Origin of the sequence: Achromobacter sp. F4_2707 (genome assembly GCF_047501535.1) — a bacterium.
Lineage (GTDB): Bacteria > Pseudomonadota > Gammaproteobacteria > Burkholderiales > Burkholderiaceae_B > Yanghanlia.
Genome location: NZ_JAZDRJ010000015.1, coordinates 18,702 through 32,884, shown reverse-complemented (window position 1 = coordinate 32,884; position 14,183 = coordinate 18,702). Strand labels below are relative to the sequence as shown.

The following is a 14,183-nucleotide window of genomic DNA, read 5'->3' as shown; positions in this document are numbered from 1 at the left end:
TATGACCGGACGACAAGGAGGTCGGGACAATTTGGAATCTGTGTGCCGCATCATCCACGAGAGCGGTCGGCTATACGCGGCCCTATCGACGGTCTGGCATAATGAACGAACAGTTCCTCGCCTGTGCGATGGGTTTGTTGCGTTAGCCATTTGAGGCGCTCCACGTAGGTCTTGCAGCGGCCGCAGAACTGCGGTGTACCGGTAGGTTTCTCCGCAGCCTGAGTTTCAGCAGGAACTCTCAAGATCCTTTCATTGATGATTAACACCGAAACGTCTTTGGGATCGTAACAACCAGCGATGTGAGTATGTCCAGTTTCTTTGTCTGACATTCCCATATCGTGAGCACTCGCCATCCAAGGCTGCTTAGAAGCGCGCGTACTTCGGCATCACGGGCCATATTCCTGTCCAGATTTTGATTCCAAAATTCCGCATTGGTTTGCGGCCGTTTGGACTTAGCGCAGTCGAGATGCTGATGCCAAAAACACCCATGCACAAACACGCAGGTCTTGTACTTCGGGAATACTAAGTCTGGGCAGCCCGGCAAATCTCTTCGATGAAGACGAAACCGCAATCCAAGCTGATGACATAAGCTGCGAACTAGCTTTTCCGGAGCTGAGTCTTTCTGTTTAACAGCCCGCATCGCCTTGCTGCGCTGCGATGGATTGAGGTTATCCGTCATGCCAGTAGCCTATGTAACTCCTCCGCCGTGATGTCACCACGGTGCACGCTGTCGTGACATACATTGCACAAGGTGATGAGATTCTCCGGTGCGTTGGAGCCTCCGTGTTCATGATGTTCGATATGGTGCAGTTCAAGCAAGACGCGGGGGTCACCTTTCCGCTTTTTTTCGTAAGACCATTCGCATTGTTTGCATTGGTGATGGTCCCGTTCCAAGACTGAGACTCGCACAGGGTCGGGAATCACGCGATCATGCGGGGGGCTCTGTCGGTCTTCTTCCAGCACGTAGAAACCTACCGGAAGTTCTGGATGGCCGGAAGTGCGTGTCGCAATTGGCCATCCTTCTTCTGTTCTAAGCTCTCGTACTCGACGAGCCCATTCTGAGGCGTCCTTAGCTAAATAACGCAGTTCCTCACCCGAAATGGCGTTCCCGACATTCGCTCGAAAAAAGGAAATGAATTTGTCCTTAATGGACAGGGAACTCTTCCTGATTCTGTTGGCGGCGTTCCACCGATGCGCCGCCTCTCTGTCAGCATTTTCCTGTAGGAGGATGTACGCGTCGCTCTTCAAGTCCGCCATGTTGAGCTCCGCGAACCCGTCTACAGACGCCTCCCCCTCGACTAGCATTTGTTTTAATGTGAGGCCCGAAACGATGGGCCAGCCTTCTTGGACTCTAAGCTCGCGGATGCGTCTGGCGTATTCGCTGATACCGGCGACCACCATCAGCTCATTTCCGTGAATGACGGTACGAGGAAACTTCCGGAGATACGCAAGAATGCGTGCTCGTGCCGATTCGCCATTATCATCTTGGAGAAGAGAGCACCCAAGATCGGAAAGCGTGTGGTGAGCGGGAATTAAGCCCACCACCTGCTTCCTCAGGTCGTCTTGTTTTAGTTTTTGTTCAAAGCCTTCGATCAATCCGAGCAACTGCTTACGCAACTGCTCTGGATTCTTCCTGCTCGGTCGTCTCGCCATATTGTTTCCGTTGATCCAGCAACCTACACACAAACCTTGCAATTACGGCAGCGAAAGCGGGGGGCACAGCATTGCCAATCTGGCGGGCGATCTCGATCTTGGATCCCTTAAAGACAAAACTATCTGGGAATGTCATCAGTCTCGCCGCCTCCCGGTGGGTGATGGGCCGATCCTGATCTGGGTGGAGGTAACGACCCTTCTCCGGTTTGAAAAACTCAGTGCGAATTGTAACTGATGGCCGGTCCCACCAGAGCCTTCCAAATAGATCAGTTCCGCCGGACTTTTTATTCAACCAGCATGCAGGAGTGATGTCCGGCCGATTTTTTTGTAAATCGAATCTGTTGCCGCCTGGGGGTACAGCCGCATAGCGCTGTAAGCTGGTCTCTGTAGGGGTACGTCCAAAATGTAAGTTATACGGAGGAGCTTCGTCGCGGATTTGGGTACCCTTGGGGGGCTTAAGGTCGCCGATAAACTCTTTCACCGTACGCCACGGGGGAAGATGCCCTGTCACGCCCGGAGCTTGATGCGTGGGTTGCGGCGGAAATTCCTGAGGGCGGAGCTCGAACGCTGATTCTTTTATCCCAACTATAATGGCCCTTCGACGGGTTTGAGGCACCCCGTAGTCGGCCATATTGAGTACCGCCGGAGCAAGAAGTCGGAAACCGAGGCTTGTGGCTCGGTGTTGGATATCTAGGAATTCTTCACTTTTTAGAAGGCCAGGGACATTCTCCATTACAAATGCCGTAGCGCCGGAGAGCATAACGATGTCCATGTATGGTTCCCATAACGCCCGTCGCGCATCTCCTTCTCTCTTCCTATTTAGAAGGCTGAATCCTTGGCAGGGAGGTCCGCCGATCACAACGTCCGCTTGTGGTACGTCATGAGATGCCAACCAGTCTTCGATGTTTACAGGCAGACAACGATCACCGAAATTAGCGTTATATGTGGCGACCGCAGCTGCGTCGTTGTCTATCGCAAGAACGCTTTCATAACGACCGCAGAATTGGTCTTTGATGAAACCGGCGGAAAGTCCTCCGGCACCACAAAAAAGGTCGATTAGTTTGTATTTCGTCATTTTTGGCCACCGTGGAAATCAAAAGGCGCGTTGGGAGTTGTGCATCGGCATCAGCTAATACTACTGTATATTTGTATAGTGGTACAGCAAGCGTAGCTAGTCGATGTCACACGGCCGTTCCGCGTGTGAGCAAGACACACAGTTTACCAAAGAGGCTTTGCCAGCCAGCCGGTCCGTAGCTTCCGTGGCATTGTCGAGCCACTCGCATTTTGTGTTGGGCGAAGCGCCTCACAAGTCCAGTTTCATTATCGAATCCACCTGCTGATAGGAGATGGCGGTGAGGTTAATGCTGTACGGCCCGCAAGTTGCTGCCATATACCGAGTCAGTGCAGATTTGCTGGGAATCTCCGGACGTCATTAGTAGATTCATTAATCATATTGGTCTGTCGCGGCTTCGTGATGTCACTACAGTGGCTGTAGTCACCGGTACGCGAGGGGATGATCAATGTATTGGCCGACCATCCTGTCGATGTGATCAAGCAACATGTGGAGGTCGTCAAGCTGTTTGTCGTCAAGCAGGAGGAGAGCGATTGGCAGGCGGTGAAGAAACACACACTCTCAGGGTGTATTACCGAGTGTCCGTAGGGGCGGGGGGCCTCCGACTTCAGACAGCATGGCCTGCGACGCATTCGAGTGTCATGGCATATTTGGCTGGTACGCCATTGGGGGTTCTGAAAGAACTGAAAGATTGAGGTCGAATGAGGTGGCTCAGATGTATGCGCTCTGGCCTCTAACTACTTAGCTGCCCATGCAAACACGGTCAAGTTTTGGTCAAACTCGGAGCAGGAACAAAAAACGCCGCTGAAGGCGGCGGCGTAATTGCTTGATTTAACAAGAGAATTTTGGGGTGACCGATGGGGCTCGAACCCACGACAACCGGAATCACAATCCGGGACTCTACCAACTGAGCTACGGTCACCACTGCTTCCAGTGTGAAATTTGTATTTCTTGCTGGTTAAAGAACCCGCACCACTGAAAGAACATGAATTCTAGCATGAAACAGAAAATGTTTGCCAACCGGGGCAATCAGCCCCCAGAATGGACTGATTGCCCGCGTACGCGGGGCGATGTATCGTAGGGCGAAATTAGTCGTTGCCTGTGTGTCGGAGCGCCCTTAAACTGACCAACAAGAATGTTAGGAAACAATTAAATGGCCCAACTTTTTGTCGTTCACCCAGAAAATCCCCAGTCCCGGCTGCTCAATCAGGCTGGCCAGCTTCTCGCTGAAGGCGGCTTGGTTGCCATCCCCACAGATTCCAGTTACGCCCTTGTCGCTCGTCTGGATGACAAGTCTGCAGCAGATGCCTTGCGAAGGCTGCGCGGGCTGGACGAACGCCACCACCTTACTCTGCTGTGCCGCGACCTGAGCGAGATCAGTCACTTTGCACGCGTCGATAATCGTCAATACCGTTTTTTGAAGCTGGCCACCCCGGGTTCTTACACTTTTATCCTGGAAGCCAGCAAAGAAGTGCCGCGTCGGGTTTCCCATCCGTCACGTAAAACCATAGGCATCCGGGTGCCGGACCACCGCATCACGCTCGATTTCATCGAAGCGGCGGGTACGCCTTTGGTCTCTACCACGCTGATTCCGCAAGATGGCGAACAGCCGCTTAACGATGCACAGGAAATCTTCGAACGCTACAGTGGGCAACTGGCTGCGGTTGTGGATGGCGGGCCTTGCTCATTAGCGCCGACTACCGTTATTGACCTCACCGGCCCGCTGCCTGAAGTGCTGCGCCGCGGTCAGGGTGATCTTTCTGCGGTGGGGCTGGATTAATCCATAAATCAGATGTCCGACCTTATCCAGACGATCACGGTCTATGCGCTTCCCGTGCTTTTCGGTATTACCCTGCATGAAGCCGCCCATGGTTATGTTGCGCGTATGTTTGGCGACCCTACCGCCTGGCAGGCCGGTCGCATCAGCCTCAACCCAATCCGTCATGTAGACCCCATCGGCACCATTGTGGTGCCGTTGGTTTTGCTGTTTTCCACCAAGCTGATGGGCGGCAGCGGCCTGCTGTTTGGCTGGGCCAAGCCCGTTCCCGTCGACTGGAGCCGTTTACGCAACCCCAAGCGCGATATGGCCTGGGTGGCGCTGGCCGGGCCGGCTTCTAATCTGGTGATGGCCATTATCTGGGCGATTAGCCTGCGGCTGCTCGCAGAGGCCGGTGCATCCGCCTCGGATTTCTGGGCGCGAATGGCGATCGCAGGCGTGCAGGTGAATCTGATTTTGATGGCGCTGAATCTGGTGCCGTTGCCGCCCCTGGACGGTGGGCGCATTGTTTGCAGCATTTTGCCTAACGGCCTGGCGTATCAATATTCGCGCATTGAGCCCTACGGCATACTGATTCTCATCCTGTTGATGGTCACCGGCATGTTGTGGTTTTTTCTGACTCCGTTCCTGCTCTTCGGGCAGACTATCATCAAATGGTTTTTGTGAGTCTTTACGAGTAAACTTACATGTTAGGTTCGGCCTGCGTGTTTTGTGCGCGGCCGATGCGTTAGCGGAGATCAACTGAAAAATGGCAAGCACGGATTCCTCGATTTTCCAGGGCAGCATGGTGGCCCTTGTTACACCCATGCACCCCGATGGCAGCCTTGATCTCGACGCCTTCCGAAAACTTATAGACTGGCATGTTGCCGAAGGCACAGACGGTCTGGTCGTAGTGGGCACGTCCGGTGAATCCCCTACTGTCGATTTTGAAGAACATTTCGAAATCATCCGCGTAGCTGTCGAACACGCCGCCGGCCGCATACCTGTGGTGGCAGGGGTGGGCGGCAACTCCACCAGCGAAGCGATTGAACTGACGCAACACGCTAAAAATGTGGGTGCTCAGGCTGGTCTGTCCGTTGTCCCGTATTACAACCGCCCCACACAAGAAGGGCTGTATCAGCATTTTCGAAAGATCGTCGAAACGGTGGATCTGCCCATGATCCTCTACAACGTGCCTGGCCGTTGTGTGGCCGATCTCTCGCACGAAACCGTTTTGCGCCTGGCCGAAGTCCCCAACATTATTGGCATTAAAGATGCTACCGGCGATATCGCCCGTGGCGCTTTGCTCTTGCGCGATGTCCCCAGCGGCTTCCAAGTCCTCAGTGGCGATGATCCCACTGCTGCTGCACTCATGCTGCTAGGTGGGCACGGCAATATTTCTGTCACAGCCAACGTGGCGCCGCGCCTGATGCACGAACTCTGCGCTGCCGCCATTGCCGGCGACGTCCCTCGCACGCGCGAACTCAATGCGCGGCTGGCCCAACTGAACAAGGTCCTGTTTGTTGAAGCGAACCCCATTCCTGTTAAATGGGCTGTGGCTGAAATGGGCCTGACAGAACTTGGCTATCGTCTACCCCTGGTGCCGTTGTCGGCCCAATATCACGAGCTCGTTCGCTCATCTCTGAAAGAAGCAGGCTTACTCTGAACATGACCACCTACCTCAAGAAGACATGCCGCATCGGGTCGGCGATCGGCCTGAGCGCTTTTCTGCTGTCTGGCTGCTCATCGCTGAATCAGGCGCTCGGGCTTGAAGAGTCTGTCGATTACCGAAGCACGGTAGCAGGCGACCCGCTGAACATTCCGCCTGATCTGACTCAGGCGAATCGCGACGTCCGTTATACGGCGCCGGAAGGCGTAACCACCTTTTCCCAATACGCGGCTGCCCAGAGTGAGCGTCCTGCCATTGGTCAGGTAGAGGTGCTGCCGCAACAGGAAGGGATTCAGGTCAAGCGCGACGGCGACCTGCGTTGGTTGGTGGTAAACCGGCCTGCGGAGCAAATCTACCCTTTGCTGCTGGAATTCTGGACCGATCAGGGCTTCACGATTCGTACCGAAAACCCACGTACCGGGCTGGTTGAAACCGACTGGGCCGAAAACCGCGCCAAGATTCCGGAAGGCTGGATCCGTTCGGCGCTGGGGGCCCTGATCGACCAGGTATTCGACAGTGGCGAGAGGGAACGCTTCCGCACTCGGCTGGAACGTATCGACTCAAACACGAGCGAAATCTACATCAGCCACCAACATATGTATGAAGAGCCAACGATGGAAGATACCGCCATGCGTTGGATTCATGGTAAGGAAGATCCCGGTCTGAACGCCACCATGTTGGCCCGCCTTATGGTTTTCCTTGGTACTGATGTTGAGACGGCCTCCGAGCGAGTGGCTGAGGCGGAGAAAGTCAATCTTCGTCCCACGGTCGAAGCGCAGCCGGATCAGGTCGCACTGGTGATGGCGGAATCTTTCGACCGCGCCTGGCGTCGTGTGGGCGTAGCCATCGATTCAGCAGGCTTCTCTGTAGAAGATCGCGATCGTTCAGCGGGTGATTACTATATCCGCTATCTCGATGTCGATCTTGGTGAAAAAATCGAGCAACAGAACTTCTTCGGGCGCCTGTTTGGCGGGAAGAATACCGCTGAGCCGGTTCCCTACCGCATTCACGTGCAGAGCCAGGGGAGCGATTCTATCGTAACCGTCAGGGATCAAAACGGCGTCAAGCAGGAAGATGATACGGCTAAGCGCATCCTTTCTGTGCTGATTGAACACATGACGTCCAACTAAGCCGCTATTCCGCCTTCACTGGCGGCGGTGCAGCGAAATACCGGCCGGTTCACTAAATAGTGGGCCGGCCGGTTTTTTTTAATCTTCCAGGTAATGCACCCAGCCTTCTGCAATCCAGTCGCGCAAGGCGGCTTCTTCGCTGCGTTTGAGCTTCTTCAGCAGACTTGCTGAGCAGGTCAGTTCCCGCTCGTCGGCCAGCGCCCGCATGCGGCTGCTGGCCTGGACAGGGGCGACTTCTCCGTTGATATAGAGTTCTTTGCCGCGATACATCATGCGGGTGCAACGATCCAGCACCAGTCGGCCGATGGCCGGCATGGGTTCATGGTCGGGCAGCACGTCGTCACCCGGAATGAAATATGCGTTATCTGGCAGTTCGGTCAGCCATTGGCCGAGAAAGCGAGCGGCTTGTTTGCGGCCTCGGGGAAGCTGGCGCACGGCGTCGATGGTGGTGTCGAGCAATGCATTGGGTAATTTTGCCGGTGTGCGGGTGGCATTAGCGCCCGGGTCTTTGTAAGTGTCGTCCAGTACCGGGCCCGGAATGGTAGGGCGTGCATAAACGCCGTCATCGTTGCCCAGATTGGCCATTAACTGGTCGGACATGGCGTGCAGCATGCCATAGGCCAGTGCGCCGTGCGAAGGAGCACGAAAACCGATGGAAATGGTCATGCAATCGTGGGTCTCTGCAATGCCATCATGAGCGACATGAGGGGGTAGATACAGCATGTCACCCGGTTCCAGGACGAACTCTTGCTCAGCCTCGAAGCGTTGCAGGATTTTGCATGGTAAGCCCGGTATGAGCTCAAGATCGGTTTGCTGGCTGATACGCCAGCGCCGGGTGCCGTGACCTTGCAGCAGGAAAACATCGTAACTGTCAAAATGAGGACCAACGCCTCCATCTTTGGTGGCGACGCTGATCATCACATCATCCAGCCGTGCATCCGAAATAAAGCGGAACCGGCGCATTAGTTCAGCCATGCCGTCGTCGTGAAGGTCTACGCTTTGGGCCAGCACCGTCCAACCGGGCTTACGTGTGGAAGGCAGCTTGGTGAAGGGGCCTTTATCCATATTCCAAACCCCGTCTTCCTGCCAGATCAGCCGGGACTCTACTTCCTCGCGTTTCACCAGCTTGCGAATATCTGCGGGGCGCAGATTCGGTTTGTAATCAGGAATGGCCTGACGGATCAGCAGGGGCTGTTTCTGCCAATAGCGGTTCATGAACTCTTGTGGCGAAATGCCGCCGAGCAAGGTGAGGGGCTGATCAATATTCATGATTAAAGTTCTTCGTGCAATGCGTAAAGGAGATCGAGCGCGTCGCGGGGTGACAGGCTGTTGGGGTCAATGTCACGCAGTTTATCGCGCAAGGTCAGAGCGCTTTCGATTTCGGCTCGCTCGCTGTCAGAAAGCGCGGTGGCGGTCTGAGTCACGCCGGCTGCTGCCTGCTCGTCAACAGCGTTCCCCGCACCAAATAAATCCAGTTGCGGGGTGGCGACGCCGAGGGCTTCCAGGCGCGAGAGTTCGCGGCTTGCATGCCGGATCACTGCGGCGGGAATCCCCGCGCGTTGCGCAACTTGGATGCCGTAGCTGCGGCTGGCCGGGCCAGGGCGGACTTCATGCAGAAACACAATGCCGGAGGCAGATTCGGCTGCTGCCAAATGAACATTGACAGCGGTAGGCGCCTCGGAAGGCAGACGTGTGAGCTCAAAATAATGGGTCGCAAACAGCGTGAACGCCTGGTTGTGATTCAGTAAGCGGTGAGCGATGGCCCAGGCCAGCGCCAAGCCGTCATAGGTGGAGGTGCCGCGACCGATTTCATCCATCAGCACCAGGCTGTGGGATGTGCTGGCGTGAAGAATGCCAGCAGCTTCAGTCATTTCCATCATGAAGGTAGACCTACCGCCTGCCAGATCATCCCCGGCACCAATACGGGTGAAAATGCGGTCTATGTCGCCGATGCGGGCTGAAGCTGCCGGCACAAAACTGCCCATTCTGGCCAGCAGAACGATTAAGGCAATCTGCCTCATATAGGTCGATTTACCCCCCATGTTGGGCCCGGTAATCAGCAACATGCGCTGGGTGTTGTTCAGCGTGCAGTCGTTGGGGGTGAAGCGCTCGATACTGCGTTCCACTACCGGGTGGCGGCCCGCTTCAATCAGGATTTCGGGCGTGTCGGTCAGTTCGGGGGCCGTCCAGTCGTTATCGCGGGCATGCAGCGCGAGCGCGGCTAGGGCGTCAATCTGCGCCAAGGCGGCGGCACACACGCTCAGTGCTGGCGCATATCCAATCAACGTTTCCAGCAGTTGCTCGAACAGCCATTTCTCCCTTGCCAGGCTGCGTTCCTTGGCGGACAGCACTTTGTCTTCCCATTCCTTGAGCTCCGGGGTGATATAGCGTTCAGAGTTTTTCAGCGTTTGGCGGCGGCGGTAATCATCTGGCACTTTATCCGCCTGCCCACGGGAAACCTCGATAAAGAAGCCATGTACCCGGTTGTATTCCACCCGCAAATTGGGAATGCCGCTGCGTTCGCGTTCACGGGCTTCAAGCTCCATGAGGAACTCGCCACTGTCGGTGGCCAAACGCCGCAGTTCATCCAGTTCAGTATCGTAGCCGTCTGCCAGCACGCCGCCATCGCGAATCTGCAGGGCCGGTTCTTCGGCAATAGCGCGGGTCAGGAGCTGTGTCGCCGCAGGGTCTACGGCAAGCTGGGCCTGCAGAGCCTGTAGCGCCGGGCCATCCGCATAGCGTTCAGCCAGAAAGCGCATGAAATCGGGCATCTGTTGCAAGCAGTCGCGCAAGCTGGCCAATTCGCGCGGGCGCACCGAGCGTAGCCACAAGCGTGTGGAAATACGCTCGAGATCGGGCATGCGCTTCAGGCTGTTACGCAAGGTGTCTAACGGCTCCTCGGCTTCCAGCCCGCCAATTGGGGTAGGGGAAAGCAAGGATGCGATAACGTGTTGGCGCTCAAGTGCTGCCTGCGTGTTGCGCAACGGCTGATGCAGCCAGCGACGCAGCAGGCGGCTGCCCATCGGGGTGGCGCAGTGGTCCAGCACCGAAAACAGTGTGGGGCCGTCATCGCCATTAATGGTGTCGGTCAGCTCCAGGTTGCGGCGTGAAACGGGGTCCAGCACCACGTATTCGCCACCATGATCGACCTTGATGCTATGGATATGCTCTAAAGCCTGGCTTTGCGTGCGGCTAACATAACGCAGCAAGGCGCCTGCAGCACATGCCGCTACCGGCACGTCGGCCAGCCCAAGGCTTTGCAGGCCATCTACCTGGAAATGCGTTTCCAGCACATGCAGGGCGCCATCCGCTTCAAAATGCCAATCCGGAATGCGGCTGACTGCCGTCTGAGTGGCTTCAGTTGACGGCGCGCTTTCAGGGTAGACCAGTTCAGCCGGGTCGATCCGATGTATCTCCGTTTCCATCATATCGGGGGTGCATTCCGTCACACGGAACTCGCCATTCGCCAGGTTCATCCAGGCCAGCCCGCAGCGTTCGTTACGCCCCTTACCTTGCACCCACACGGCGGCAATCATGCGGTCGGCCTTGCTGGGCAGCAAGGCGTCGTCGGTCAGCGTGCCGGGGGTGACAATGCGCACAATCTTGCGTTCCACCGGCCCCTTGCTGGTGGCCGGGTCGCCCACTTGCTCGCAAATGGCCACCGATTCGCCCATAGCAACCAGTCGTGCGAGATACCCTTCCACGGAATGAAACGGTACGCCTGCCATCGGCACAGGCGCCCCATTCGACATCCCGCGCTTGGCCAGCGTCAAGTTCAACAGCCGCGCACCGCGCTCTGCGTCTTCATAGAAGAGTTCATAGAAGTCACCCATGCGGTAGAGCAGCAGATAGTTTCCAGCCTCCGCTTTAAGGCGGAGATACTGCTGCATCATGGGGGTGTGGTTGGAGAGATTGGGGCTGGTCATCAAGCGTATGGGGTGTGTGGCTTTGGATGTGAGTTAACGCGTATTTCAGGAGGGTGGAAAAGTCCGACCCAGCCATCGCGGCGGCGTCTGGCTATTGTAGTAGGAGCGGGGGGGGGGCGTTGTGGTTGGAGCCCGGTGCAGCTGCATCCTGGCATTGGTCGGGTTAGAATTTGTTCAACACACCCGCCACACGTCCTATCTTCGGGTAGGGTGTCTGCGACACGCAGACGTGCAAAAGGCGGGTTTTTGCGTTTATTCCATATTCATGGCAATAAATCGTATGTGGGGCGTATGTTTTGGCGTAGGTTTCATCAAGGACTGGAAGTACAGAGCCATCCCTCAAAAATCCGCATTGAAATGTCAAAAATGCGTCATCTCAGGAAGGGGTTCGTGCTCAACCGCGTCAGACGTCAGGCGCTTCAATTATCACCGGGTAGCGCTGATCTTTGCGTGGTACGCGGGCGGCGTTCTCCATGCGTTCCCACATTTCGCTGGTGACAACCGGGATTCGCTTATAGGGAAACTTGAAGACTCGCTTGCCCTCTGTAATGGTTTGCTGCGGAGCTTCGGTGGATTTATGGATGGCGTGATTCTTCATGGGCAGCCTTGTTTGTTTTTGTTTCAAGGTCAACGCAGGCTTTCAATAACTCGTCAAAAGGCAGAGCCTCACCCAGCATTATGTCATCTGCGAGCATGGCGGCGTAGTCATGCTCCAGAGCAACCTTGGCTTCGCCTGTTGGAACAATTTGCAAATGTCCGGTCGTCGCAGCTAAGTAATCGATGACTTGGCCCTTGATATCTTTTTCGATAAAAAAACACGATTTATGACGGGCAACGGCCATTGCCACTTCGCGGTCAGAGATTGTCGGGGCGAAATAAGGGCTTCGGGCGATTGCTGCCAGATCATGCCAGTGTCGTGCGTAGCGCTCACCGCGCATTCGTCCTTGAGCACAGAATACATGTGCTGCTGTGGCTTTTTCCCAAAAGGTGCGACTGACGCTCATTACCACTGGTGAGGCCGTTGGAAGCACTATGTCTGGGAGGTGTTCGGCGATATCGCAGGCGACCTCATGTACCTGATGGGGTTCACCGGTGGCCCGGCCACCAAATTCCAGAGTGACGATCGGTGCTACATAACCTGTGCCTTGCATTAATGCAGGGTAGCGCAGTAGTAGTTTGTCATTATCTTGACCACCAAGCTCGATGCGTGCGTCGAGATTGTAGCGATTCAGAGCCTGTTGCAGAATGGGCAGCACTTCGCTTGTGATCCAGTCAGGGAGGCGACTTCGGACAGCCTTGGTCCATTTGTTTGCCTGGCTGCGGCTGGATGGCAATTCTCCGTCATCGCCAAGTAAATCCGGGATCAGCTTACGAATGTCATACGTGAGATCAATATCTTCAGAGAAACGGTCAATGATTTTGTAGACCTTGGATAGTGATGTGCCACCCTTGAAGGTCAGATCATTCGTTAACGAGGAGTCAAAGAGAGCGTGTAGGACCCAGACCACCCAGATGTCCTTTTCCAGAAGATGGGCGGGGCGGCCTGATTGGGCGCGGGCATATTCCAATGCTTCTCGTTGATCTGCTTTGCTGAGGTCGAAAAAGGATTCAGCCATGCATCGCCTCCTTGCCGATGGCTTGAGCCATCCAGCCAGGCAGGCCAGCCCGTGCGCTTACAAGAGCTTGCCACTCGGAGCTAGGTAGGGTGCGGTGTAGTGACGCTAGGGATTTGCTGACGTGAGTAGGTCCCATCCAGGCCAGGGCACGCACCGCTGCACCAGCGGGACGCGAGCCCAGTGCCATCATCCAGCGCGGTGCGTGCTTGACGAGCACGGTCGAATGGCCAAGCGTGAGTTCGCGCGTTTTCCCAGATGTGAGGTAGACCTCACGGATGGGTACTTGTTGAGTTAACCCCAAGACATTGGCTGAACTGGCGCCATGCGGCACGACAATCTCGCCATTTTGTTCAGCGAGTGCCTGAACCACTTTTTCGGGAGACGGCGCTCGTGCGCCAAATCGGCTGGACACCGGGGCAACGTAAGCGCCACGGGCGACGCGCAGCAGTTTTCCTTCCTTGTTTAACCGGGAGAACGCCTGGTCAATCGCGGCGCGACTACCGAGATGCAGAAATTCCTTGGGCGACAGAACGCCTCCTTCAGGGAGGGATTGTGCTTGCTTCAGGATAGCTTGAGGTAGTGTGTTCATAGACGCCTCGATTGGTGAGAAACTATACCCTAATATCTGACATTTTAGAAGTGAGAAGGTTCCCCCTCTGACGGAGATGAGCTACCTAGAGTAAGGGGAAGGCGTGCAGAAGAAGGCCAGGGCGAGCGCTATCAAAGGTATGTCAACACGCCAGGATATGCCCCAAGTTACGGGCTATTTTCTTGGTGTGATTTTGGTGTAAGTCCATCGCCAAACCATGCCAATCGATGGGGCGCGATGCGCTCAGCGCTGCTTCGGGTTAATGCCGCTTTCCCGGTTTGGTGTTGGACTCTAAAATCTGGAATATGTAATTAAATGTATTTTTATGACATGAGATTTTCTTCTCTTTCGCCCCCCGTGCGTGCTTTATGGGCGAAAAGCTCCGAGGAAGGCGGGCATGGTCTTCTTGCGCATATGCTGGATGTTGCGGCAGTCGCCGAGGAAATCCTGAACCGAGAGCCTGCAAGCACCCGAAATTGGGCCATCCAAGCTTTCGGGTTAAAGCAAGATGAGGTGGTTCGGTGGCTGGTGGCACTGGTCGGCTTGCACGATTTTGGAAAGGCAATTCCTGGTTTTCAGAGTAAGTGGGAGGCAGGGCGGCAGAGATGTATTCAGGCTGGCCTGTCTTTCCCCTCTGTCATAGATGGTCGCCCCCATTTTGCCAAGCCTTCGATCGGTGATAGTTGGTAGGTAATGATTGCTGCCATAGATCCGGACTTTTGTCTGAGGCCGTCGCCCCATGTCCCTGATGGAATATGCTGGTCGGCTCCTG

13 protein-coding genes and 1 tRNA gene are annotated in these 14,183 nt (G+C 55.6%); 5 read left to right on the top strand and 9 right to left on the bottom strand.

What is annotated here, in order from left to right:
- Nucleotides 1-259: 259 nt before the first annotated feature.
- The 4 genes from VRY85_RS13865 to VRY85_RS13850 form a co-directional block, all read right to left on the bottom strand.
- Nucleotides 260-679, bottom strand: coding sequence for a very short patch repair endonuclease (locus VRY85_RS13865; RefSeq protein WP_414599196.1), 420 nt, complete (start codon nt 677-679; stop codon nt 260-262).
- Complete coding sequence (locus VRY85_RS13860) at nt 676-1,653, bottom strand: HNH endonuclease (RefSeq protein WP_414599195.1); 978 nt, start codon at nt 1,651-1,653, stop codon at nt 676-678. The genes VRY85_RS13865 and VRY85_RS13860 overlap by 4 nt, the downstream gene beginning before the upstream one ends.
- Nucleotides 1,610-2,728 (bottom strand): DNA cytosine methyltransferase, encoded by a 1,119-nt coding sequence (locus VRY85_RS13855; protein WP_414599194.1) that lies wholly within the window; start codon nt 2,726-2,728, stop codon nt 1,610-1,612. The genes VRY85_RS13860 and VRY85_RS13855 overlap by 44 nt, the downstream gene beginning before the upstream one ends.
- Before the next feature lie 843 nt (nt 2,729-3,571).
- A tRNA-His gene (locus tag VRY85_RS13850) sits at nt 3,572-3,647 on the bottom strand.
- 231 nt (nt 3,648-3,878) lie between these two features.
- Here VRY85_RS13850 and VRY85_RS13845 point away from each other — a divergent pair.
- The 4 genes from VRY85_RS13845 to bamC all read left to right on the top strand — a co-directional run bounded on the left by VRY85_RS13845 (nt 3,879) and on the right by bamC (nt 7,280).
- Entirely contained in the window at nt 3,879-4,505 is a 627-nt protein-coding gene (locus tag VRY85_RS13845) for an L-threonylcarbamoyladenylate synthase (RefSeq protein WP_414599193.1), read from the top strand.
- A 12-nt stretch (nt 4,506-4,517) separates the two neighbouring features.
- The gene (locus VRY85_RS13840; protein ID WP_414599192.1) at nt 4,518-5,168 is read left to right on the top strand and encodes a site-2 protease family protein; all 651 of its coding nucleotides are present in this window, start codon (nt 4,518-4,520) and stop codon (nt 5,166-5,168) included.
- 82 nt (nt 5,169-5,250) lie between these two features.
- Nucleotides 5,251-6,147, top strand: a complete 897-nt coding sequence (gene dapA / locus VRY85_RS13835; RefSeq protein WP_414599191.1) for a 4-hydroxy-tetrahydrodipicolinate synthase — start codon at nt 5,251-5,253, stop codon at nt 6,145-6,147.
- 2 nt (nt 6,148-6,149) lie between these two features.
- Nucleotides 6,150-7,280 (top strand): outer membrane protein assembly factor BamC, encoded by a 1,131-nt coding sequence (gene bamC / locus VRY85_RS13830; RefSeq protein ID WP_414599190.1) that lies wholly within the window; start codon nt 6,150-6,152, stop codon nt 7,278-7,280.
- Between the two features lie 78 nt (nt 7,281-7,358).
- Here bamC and VRY85_RS13825 read toward each other — a convergent pair whose 3' ends face one another.
- From VRY85_RS13825 to VRY85_RS13805, 5 genes are all read right to left on the bottom strand, one after another.
- Nucleotides 7,359-8,549, bottom strand: a complete 1,191-nt coding sequence (locus VRY85_RS13825; RefSeq protein ID WP_414599189.1) for a cupin domain-containing protein — start codon at nt 8,547-8,549, stop codon at nt 7,359-7,361.
- Nucleotides 8,550-8,551: 2 nt separating this feature from the next.
- The gene (mutS, locus tag VRY85_RS13820) at nt 8,552-11,206 is read right to left on the bottom strand and encodes a DNA mismatch repair protein MutS (protein WP_414599188.1); all 2,655 of its coding nucleotides are present in this window, start codon (nt 11,204-11,206) and stop codon (nt 8,552-8,554) included.
- A gap of 403 nt (nt 11,207-11,609) precedes the next feature.
- The gene (locus VRY85_RS13815) at nt 11,610-11,804 is read right to left on the bottom strand and encodes a hypothetical protein (protein ID WP_414599187.1); all 195 of its coding nucleotides are present in this window, start codon (nt 11,802-11,804) and stop codon (nt 11,610-11,612) included.
- A complete protein-coding gene (locus VRY85_RS13810) occupies nt 11,782-12,822 on the bottom strand; it encodes a nucleotidyl transferase AbiEii/AbiGii toxin family protein (RefSeq protein WP_414599186.1) in 1,041 nt (346 codons plus the stop codon). Before VRY85_RS13810 ends, VRY85_RS13815 begins: the two co-directional genes overlap by 23 nt.
- Nucleotides 12,815-13,411 carry a DUF6088 family protein gene (locus tag VRY85_RS13805; protein ID WP_414599185.1) on the bottom strand — a complete coding sequence of 199 codons (597 nt, stop codon included), beginning with the start codon at nt 13,409-13,411 and terminating at the stop codon, nt 12,815-12,817. The genes VRY85_RS13810 and VRY85_RS13805 overlap by 8 nt, the downstream gene beginning before the upstream one ends.
- A 315-nt stretch (nt 13,412-13,726) precedes the next feature.
- Between VRY85_RS13805 and VRY85_RS13800 the strand changes: the two genes are divergently transcribed.
- Nucleotides 13,727-14,101 carry a CRISPR-associated endonuclease Cas3'' gene (locus tag VRY85_RS13800; protein ID WP_414599184.1) on the top strand — a complete coding sequence of 125 codons (375 nt, stop codon included), beginning with the start codon at nt 13,727-13,729 and terminating at the stop codon, nt 14,099-14,101.
- The last annotated feature ends 82 nt before the right edge of the window (nt 14,102-14,183 follow it).

What these genes read in the sequence shown, in the direction of transcription:
- VRY85_RS13825 (WP_414599189.1), bottom strand. Translation starts at nt 8,549, where the DNA reads ATGAATATTGATCAGCCCCTCACCTTGCTCGGCGGCATTTCGCCACAA.
- VRY85_RS13865 (WP_414599196.1), bottom strand. Translation starts at nt 679, where the DNA reads ATGACGGATAACCTCAATCCATCGCAGCGCAGCAAGGCGATGCGGGCT.
- VRY85_RS13860 (WP_414599195.1), bottom strand. Translation starts at nt 1,653, where the DNA reads ATGGCGAGACGACCGAGCAGGAAGAATCCAGAGCAGTTGCGTAAGCAG.
- VRY85_RS13800 (WP_414599184.1), top strand. Translation starts at nt 13,727, where the DNA reads ATGTATTTTTATGACATGAGATTTTCTTCTCTTTCGCCCCCCGTGCGT.
- VRY85_RS13855 (WP_414599194.1), bottom strand. Translation starts at nt 2,728, where the DNA reads ATGACGAAATACAAACTAATCGACCTTTTTTGTGGTGCCGGAGGACTT.
- mutS (WP_414599188.1), bottom strand. Translation starts at nt 11,206, where the DNA reads ATGACCAGCCCCAATCTCTCCAACCACACCCCCATGATGCAGCAGTAT.
- VRY85_RS13810 (WP_414599186.1), bottom strand. Translation starts at nt 12,822, where the DNA reads ATGGCTGAATCCTTTTTCGACCTCAGCAAAGCAGATCAACGAGAAGCA.
- VRY85_RS13815 (WP_414599187.1), bottom strand. Translation starts at nt 11,804, where the DNA reads ATGAAGAATCACGCCATCCATAAATCCACCGAAGCTCCGCAGCAAACC.
- VRY85_RS13845 (WP_414599193.1), top strand. Translation starts at nt 3,879, where the DNA reads ATGGCCCAACTTTTTGTCGTTCACCCAGAAAATCCCCAGTCCCGGCTG.
- VRY85_RS13805 (WP_414599185.1), bottom strand. Translation starts at nt 13,411, where the DNA reads ATGAACACACTACCTCAAGCTATCCTGAAGCAAGCACAATCCCTCCCT.
- bamC (WP_414599190.1), top strand. Translation starts at nt 6,150, where the DNA reads ATGACCACCTACCTCAAGAAGACATGCCGCATCGGGTCGGCGATCGGC.
- dapA (WP_414599191.1), top strand. Translation starts at nt 5,251, where the DNA reads ATGGCAAGCACGGATTCCTCGATTTTCCAGGGCAGCATGGTGGCCCTT.
- VRY85_RS13840 (WP_414599192.1), top strand. Translation starts at nt 4,518, where the DNA reads ATGTCCGACCTTATCCAGACGATCACGGTCTATGCGCTTCCCGTGCTT.